This window comes from Pseudomonas sp. 008, assembly GCF_016861935.1.
Classification (GTDB): Bacteria; Pseudomonadota; Gammaproteobacteria; order Pseudomonadales; family Pseudomonadaceae; genus Aquipseudomonas.
Window position 1 is genome coordinate 463,537 of the sequence record NZ_BOMA01000003.1, and the last position, 6,000, is coordinate 469,536.

Consider the following 6,000-nt stretch of genomic DNA (forward strand, 5'->3'; position numbering starts at 1 on the left):
GTTTCGTCTTTTAAGCAGCCAAACTCTTGAACCTTTGCCCTTTAGCGGCACTTGAAGCGGAAACTTCCATGACCTCAAAATCCCGCGGAGCCTTCAGTGAAGTCCTCGGCCTGCTCAGGCCTTTCCGGGTCATCGTTGTGGTGTCGATCATGCTCGGCATGCTCGGTGGCCTCAGCATCACCGCGTTACTGGCGACCATCAATGACGCGCTGAACGCCGCCGGCACCCCGTCGACCCGGGTGTTGGCAACGTTTATCGGCCTGTGCGCGGTGGCGTTGCTGACGTCGATCCTGTCGGACATCGGCACCAACCATGTCGGGCAACACATCATTGCCGGGCTGCGTAAATCCCTGGGGGAAAAAGTCCTGTTGGCACCGATCGTACAGATCGAGCGCTTCCGCAGTTATCGACTGATTCCGGTGCTGACCCATGACGTCGACACCGTCAGTGATTTCGCCTTTTCCTTCGCGCCGCTGGCCATTGCATTCACCGTCACCCTGGGCTGCCTGAGCTACCTGGCCTACCTGTCGTTGCCGATGTTTGCCTTGCTGCTGGTGGCCCTGGTGATCGGCACCGCGCTGCAATACGTGGCCCGGGCCAAGGGCATCAAGGGTTTCCAGGCGGCTCGCGAAGCCGAGGACGAACTGCAAAAGCACTACAGCGCGATTGCCGCCGGAGCCAAGGAACTGCGCATCCATCGTCCGCGCCGCCAACGCATGTTCAGCCAACGCATCGAAGGCACCGCTGATTTCATCTGCAACACGCACATCCGCGCGGTCAACACCTTCGTGGTGGCCAAGACCCTTGGCTCGATGCTGTTTTTCGTGGTGATCGGCCTGGCGCTGGCCCTGCAATCGCTGTGGCTGGGTACCGATAAAGCGGTGCTCAGCGGGTTCGTGCTGGTGCTGCTGTACATGAAGGGCCCGATGGAATACCTGGTCACCACCCTGCCGGTGGTCAGCCGCGCCAACATTGCGTTCAAGCGCATTGCCGACCTGGCGGAGCAGTTTTCCTCGCCGGAACCGCACCTGCTGCTCAGTGACAAAGACGCGCCGAAACCGGTGGTCGAACACCTTGAAATGCGCGACGTGCATTTCGCCTTCCCGGCGGTGGACGGCAGCAAGCCCTTCGCCCTCGGGCCAGTCAACCTGTCCATCGCCCAGGGCGAGATCGTGTTTATCGTCGGCGAGAATGGCGGCGGCAAGACCACGCTGATCAAACTGTTGCTGGGGCTGTATGCGCCGCAGGGCGGGGAAATCATCCTTAACGGTAAGCCGGTCCTGGCGCATGACCGCGACGACTATCGCCAGTTGTTCACCACGATTTTCGCCGACTACTACCTGTTCGACGAATTGGTGCAAGGCGAGCAGAACGTTCCCGAAGACGCCAACCGTTACCTGGAACGCCTGGAAATCTCGCACAAGGTCAGCATCCGCGATGGCGCCTTCAGCACCACCGACCTCTCCACCGGCCAGCGCAAACGCCTGGCCCTGTTGAACGCCTGGCTGGAAGAACGCCCGGTGCTGGTGTTCGACGAGTGGGCGGCCGACCAGGACCCGGCCTTCCGGCGCATCTTCTACACCGAGCTGTTGCCGGAACTCAAATACCTGGGCAAGACCATCATCGTCATTTCCCACGACGACCGTTACTTCGATGTCGCTGACCAATTGGTGCGAATGGAAGGCGGCAAGGTCGTCGCGCAAAAAAAACCGTTGGCGACCGCCTGAACGATCCACCGCCGACTACGAGAGCCCCGATGAACGATTTGATCGATGATGATGTACTGGCGCTGTTGCTGGCCGATGCCGGTGATCAACCCCAGGGGATAACCGCCCGCGCCAATCAGCGCCCGGCGCCGCTGTCTTTCGCCCAGCAGCGGCTGTGGTTTCTCCAGCAACTGTCACCGGACAACGCCGCCTACAACCTGCCCCGTGTCATGCGCATCACCGGCCCCCTGGCACCCCGGCGGCTGGAAACAGCCCTGAACAAGGTGCTTGAGCGGCACGATATTTTGCGCAGTGCCTTCGTCGAAATCGATGGTTGCGCCATGCAGGTGGTCGATGCGCAGGCAACACTGGTGCTCGGCCATGAAGACCTGTCGGGCCTGTCGGACGAGGCCCGCGCCAACCGGATCGCGCTACGTATCGAGGCCCAGGCCGGCACGCCGTTCGACCTGCGTCAGGCGCCGCTGATGCGGGCGACACTGCTGCAGATTTCGGCCGACGAGCATCTGTTGCTGATGAACATGCACCACATCGTTTCCGATGCCTGGTCCAATGCCATTCTGATGCAAGACCTGGCACGAGCCTTTGCCCAGGCCGGCAGCAGCGATACATCACCCTTGCCACGCCCGGCCATCCAGTACGCCGACTATGCCGCCTGGCAGCGTGGCGAATACCTGCACAGTGCAACCTGCGCCAGCAGCGCCGAATACTGGCAAGAGTATCTGGGGCAAACATTGCCGGCCCTCGATCTGCCGGTGGACTTCCCACGAAATGCCCGGCACGGCCACCCTGCCGGGCAGTATGACTTCAGTGTGCCAGCGCCCCTCGCGCAAGCCCTGAACCGCTTCTGCCAGAAGCAAAAACTGACGCCTTTCGTCGTGGCCTTCGGGGCCTGGCAATTGTTATTGAGCCGCTACAGTGGCCAATACGACTTTACCGTCGGCGTACCCAACGCCACCCGCAATCGCAGCGAAACCCAGGATCTGGTCGGCTTTTTCGTCAGCGCCCAGGTGTACCGTGCGCGCATTGATCCGCTGTTGTCCTGCGCAGACTTTCTCCAGCGGCTGCGGCGCGAATCGCTGGCGGCGCTGGACCATGGCGATTACCCGCTGGAATTGAGTTTCGACGCGTTGCAATTGCACGCCAGCGAACACGCCAATCCGTTGTTCCAGGTGTTGTTCAACTGGCGCACTGAAGCCGCGCAACCGGACCGGATCGACTTGGACGGGCTGGCGCTGGAGTTCCTCGGCGCGGGTCCCGGCCAGGCCAAATTCGATCTGTCCCTGGACGTCGGCTATTCGCTCGAGGGCATCCACGCGAGTCTCGAATACAGCCGGGACCTCTACGCCCCCGCGACCCTCGAACGCCTGGCCCGGCACTGGCTGAACCTGCTCCATGCACTCACGGAAGATCCGCTGCGTGCGCTCGGCGAATTGCCGTTGCTGGCAAGCGACGAACGCCAGGTTCAGTTGCAGCGGTGGAATCCGCCCGCGTCAGCCATGCCTGAGGACGGCGTGCATCAGTTGTTCGAACGCCAGGCGCTGGCAACCCCCGACTCGGTGGCCCTGATCTTCAACGACCTTGAGCTCAGTTATGCGCAGCTCAACCATGCGGCCAACGGCCTGGCCCACACCCTGATTGAATGCGGGGTCGGCCCCGAGGTGCTGGTGGGCATTGCCGTGGAGCGTTCGGCGCAGATGATTGTCAGCCTGCTGGCGGTGCTCAAGGCCGGCGGCGCTTATGTGCCACTGGACCCCGACTACCCGCAGGAACGCCTGGCCTGGATGATTGAAGACAGTGGCCTGAGCGTGTTGCTGAGCCAGCGTTCGCTGCTTGGTCGGCTGCCCTCGATGCCCGGCGTCCAGCGACGCTGCGTCGACGACATCGATGTCCGGGGGACGCTGCCCGCACTTGACCCGCCCTGCCGCACCACCGGCCAAAACCTCGCCTATGTGATGTTCACGTCCGGTTCCACCGGTCGCCCCAAAGGGGTCGGCATCACCCAGGCGGCGTTAACCCGTCACGCCCAGGTGGCGCTGGAGTTTCTCGGCCTGACCGCACAGGACCGGTCCCTGCAGTTCGCCACGTTCAACTTCGACGCCTTTGTCGAGCAGCTTTACCCGGCGTTGATCTGCGGCGCCTCGGTGGTGCTGCGCGGGCCGGATATCTGGGACAGTGAAACCTGGTACCGCGAACTGCTCGACAAACAGTTCAGCGTCAGCGACCTGACCACCACCTACTGGAACATGCTGGCCAAGGACTTCGCCGCAGCCGGTCAGCGCGACTACGGTGCACTGCGGCAAGTGATCGTCGGTGGCGAAGCGATGCCACCGGAGGGCGTGGCGGCCTGGGGCAAGGCCGGGCTCGGGCACGTGAAGCTGCTGAACACCTACGGGCCGACGGAAACGACGGTCAGCGCCACGGTGCTGGATTGCAGCGACTACGTGACAGGGCAAATCGCCCTGCCCAAAAGCATGCCGATCGGCCAGCCTCTGGCCGGACGGGCGATTTACCTGCTCGATGCCGGCGGCCAGCCAGTGCCGGTGGGCGTCGTCGGTGAACTGATGATTGCCGGCGACCTGCTCGCACGCGGCTACTTCAAGCGACCTGAGCTTACGGCCGAGCGTTTCATCCCCGACCCGTTCGATGTTCAGGGCGGCGGTCGTCTCTACCGCACCGGCGATCTGGCGCGCTATCGCGCCGACGGTGTGATCGAGTATGCAGGCCGACTGGATCACCAGGTGAAGATTCGCGGCTTCCGCATCGAACTCGGGGAAATCGAGTCATGCCTGCTGCAATCGCCGCAGGTCCGCGAGGCGTTGGTGGTTGCCCGGGAAGGCGCGGTGGGTTTGCAACTGGTCGGCTATGTCGTGGCCCAAAGCGACTCGCTGAGCGAGCAGCAGCAACTCGACCTGCGCGAAACCCTCAAGGCTGAGCTCAAGGCCAATCTGCCCGACTACATGGTGCCCAGTCATCTGCTGGTACTGGCCGCCATGCCGTTGAGCCCCAACGGCAAGCTCGACCGCAAGGCCCTGCCGCAGCCCGACCTCAGCCAGACGCAGCGCCACTTCATTGCCCCCGAAACGCCACTGGAAAAGGCGCTCGCCGAACTCTGGCAAGAAGCGTTGCAGGTCGAGCGTGTCAGCCTGGACGACAACTTTTTCGAACTCGGTGGCCACTCGATTCTGGCCATTCAATTCATCTCGACCCTTAACGCGCGCCTGGGCATCAAACTGGCGTTGCAACACATGCTGGCTCATCCCAATGTCCAGGCACTGGCCAGATTCATCGCACGGGAGCATCAGCAGCATGTGCAATGCGTGGTCGAACTCAACGCCTCGACAGCGTCGGCACCGCCACTGTTCTGCTTGCACCCCAGCGGCGGTATCGTGTTCTGTTATCAGCCGCTGGCGAAAAAACTCAGTGCCCATGCCCGGACCTTCGGCGTGATGCACAAGGGTTTTGCCGACAAAGACTCGAACGCTCAGACATGGGCCGAGATGATTGCCGACTACAGCGCACAGATCGTCGAGAAGCAGCCCCACGGCCCCTACCGATTGATGGGCTGGTCATTGGGCGGCGCCATTGCCATGGACGTCGCCGCCCACCTGGAGCGCCAGGGCAAGGAAGTGACCTTCCTCGGCCTCGTCGACACCACTCTGCCGGAACGTGACCTGCCTGCCGACCTGCCGCGCAAGCCTCTGGAAGAAGACAACCCGAACCACCTCAGCGCGGAAAACGAACTGCTGGCAGCACTCGAAGTCTTCAACCTGATGTTCGCGCATCTGGAACCGGCGGCGGCGAGCTTCATCGCCCGGAACCCGACGGCCGACCTCAAGGCCTTCTATCGCTGGGCCAGCGAACAGACAGCGACCGGGGAACAGGAAATGATCGCGACCCTGGAAGGCATCAAGCAAGAGATCATGAACGCGCAAGCCTATGCGATACATGAACGTCTGGTGGCGGCGTTCGAACAATTCTCGCTGCCGCTGCTCAAGGTCCAGGTCAGCTGCTGGTGGTCGCTGTCGCATAAAACCCTGGAGCAAGTGCGGTATTCGGAACAACTGCTCAGGGCCCACAATGTGACAGGCCAATTGCACACCTCGATCCACTCACCGCTGCCGCACCGCAGCATGATCTACGCCGAGTCGCTACTGGAGTCATTTACCGAAGTGTTCCTCGGCTGCCAGGGCGAGTCATGTAGCTGACCGAGCGACGGCAAACAAAAACGCAGAAGCCATGGCTTCTGCGATTTTGTTTGTGCTTCAGGTAATAC

The 6,000-nt window shown here is 62.2% G+C and carries 2 protein-coding genes; both read left to right on the forward strand.

Annotated elements, in window-relative coordinates; genetic code table 11:
• Window positions 1–68 precede the first annotated feature (68 nt).
• On the forward strand, window positions 69–1,727 hold the full coding sequence (locus JUI81_RS09365; protein WP_019579937.1) for a cyclic peptide export ABC transporter: 1,659 nt from the start codon (window positions 69–71) through the stop codon (window positions 1,725–1,727).
• A 29-nt stretch (window positions 1,728–1,756) separates the two neighbouring features.
• Complete coding sequence (locus JUI81_RS09370) at window positions 1,757–5,932, forward strand: non-ribosomal peptide synthetase (RefSeq protein WP_204124149.1); 4,176 nt, start codon at window positions 1,757–1,759, stop codon at window positions 5,930–5,932.
• The last annotated feature ends 68 nt before the right edge of the window (window positions 5,933–6,000 follow it).

What these genes read in the sequence shown, in the direction of transcription:
- JUI81_RS09370 (WP_204124149.1), top strand. Translation starts at nt 1,757, where the DNA reads ATGAACGATTTGATCGATGATGATGTACTGGCGCTGTTGCTGGCCGAT.
- JUI81_RS09365 (WP_019579937.1), top strand. Translation starts at nt 69, where the DNA reads ATGACCTCAAAATCCCGCGGAGCCTTCAGTGAAGTCCTCGGCCTGCTC.